The organism is Vibrio sp. 1641, assembly GCF_033339995.1.
Classification (GTDB): domain Bacteria; phylum Pseudomonadota; class Gammaproteobacteria; order Enterobacterales; family Vibrionaceae; genus Vibrio; species Vibrio alginolyticus.
In genome coordinates this window covers 1-834 of record NZ_JAWOVP010000095.1, presented here as the reverse complement: position 1 = coordinate 834, position 834 = coordinate 1, and the positions used below count along the sequence as shown (strand labels likewise).

The following is an 834-nucleotide window of genomic DNA, read 5'->3' as shown; positions in this document are numbered from 1 at the left end:
CCACTTTGTGGTTCATGACTGGGGTGAAGTCGTAACAAGGTAGCGCTAGGGGAACCTGGCGCTGGATCACCTCCTTAAACGATGATTATTGCGATGAGTGTTCACACAGATTGATACGGTTTATGAAGTTTAAGAGATAGAACATCCCCCAAGATGTTCACTTAGTGTCCCGTTCGTCTAGAGGCCTAGGACACCGCCCTTTCACGGCGGTAACAGGGGTTCGACTCCCCTACGGGATACCATTGGGTCGTTAGCTCAGTTGGTAGAGCAGTTGACTTTTAATCAATTGGTCGCAGGTTCGAATCCTGCACGACCCACCATTTCTCGATGGGGCTATAGCTCAGCTGGGAGAGCGCCTGCCTTGCACGCAGGAGGTCTGCGGTTCGATCCCGCATAGCTCCACCATTCGAGGAACTTCTTCCACTAAGAAGTAAAACTAATGTGGGCGATTAGCTCAGTTGGGAGAGCACCTGCCTTACAAGCAGGGGGTCACTGGTTCGAGCCCGGTATCGCCCACCATCTTTAAATATTCTCTCTTGAGAGTTTTTAAAAATGGTTACTTCATAAGAAGTGATTAGCTCTTTAACAATTTGGATAGCTGACAAAACAACAATTTATTGTTGTTTGTAAAGTTCTCAAAGTATTCATTTATGAATACAACTAATAACACATTCAAGTGTTCTTGGAATTTGAGTCCGGCAAAATCAAATGTCTCTCGCTCATTCAAATAATGAGAGACAACTTTGGTGATTTGAACATCAACTCGAAACTCCTTCGGGTTGTATGGTTAAGTGACTAAGCGTACACGGTGGATGCCTTGGCAGTCAGAGGCGA

General features: G+C 45.8%; 4 tRNA genes and 1 rRNA gene. All 5 read left to right on the top strand.

The features are described 5' to 3' along the window. Positions 1-77 (top strand): 16S ribosomal RNA (locus R7Z47_RS24370); the annotation flags it as partial. A gap of 89 nt (positions 78-166) precedes the next feature. Beyond that, positions 167-242 (top strand) — tRNA-Glu (locus R7Z47_RS24365). A gap of 2 nt (positions 243-244) precedes the next feature. After that, positions 245-320: transfer RNA gene (locus R7Z47_RS24360), tRNA-Lys, on the top strand. Between the two features lie 9 nt (positions 321-329). After that, positions 330-405: transfer RNA gene (locus tag R7Z47_RS24355), tRNA-Ala, on the top strand. Positions 406-443: 38 nt separating this feature from the next. Continuing rightward, positions 444-519, top strand: a tRNA-Val gene (locus R7Z47_RS24350). Positions 520-834: the final 315 nt, after the last annotated feature.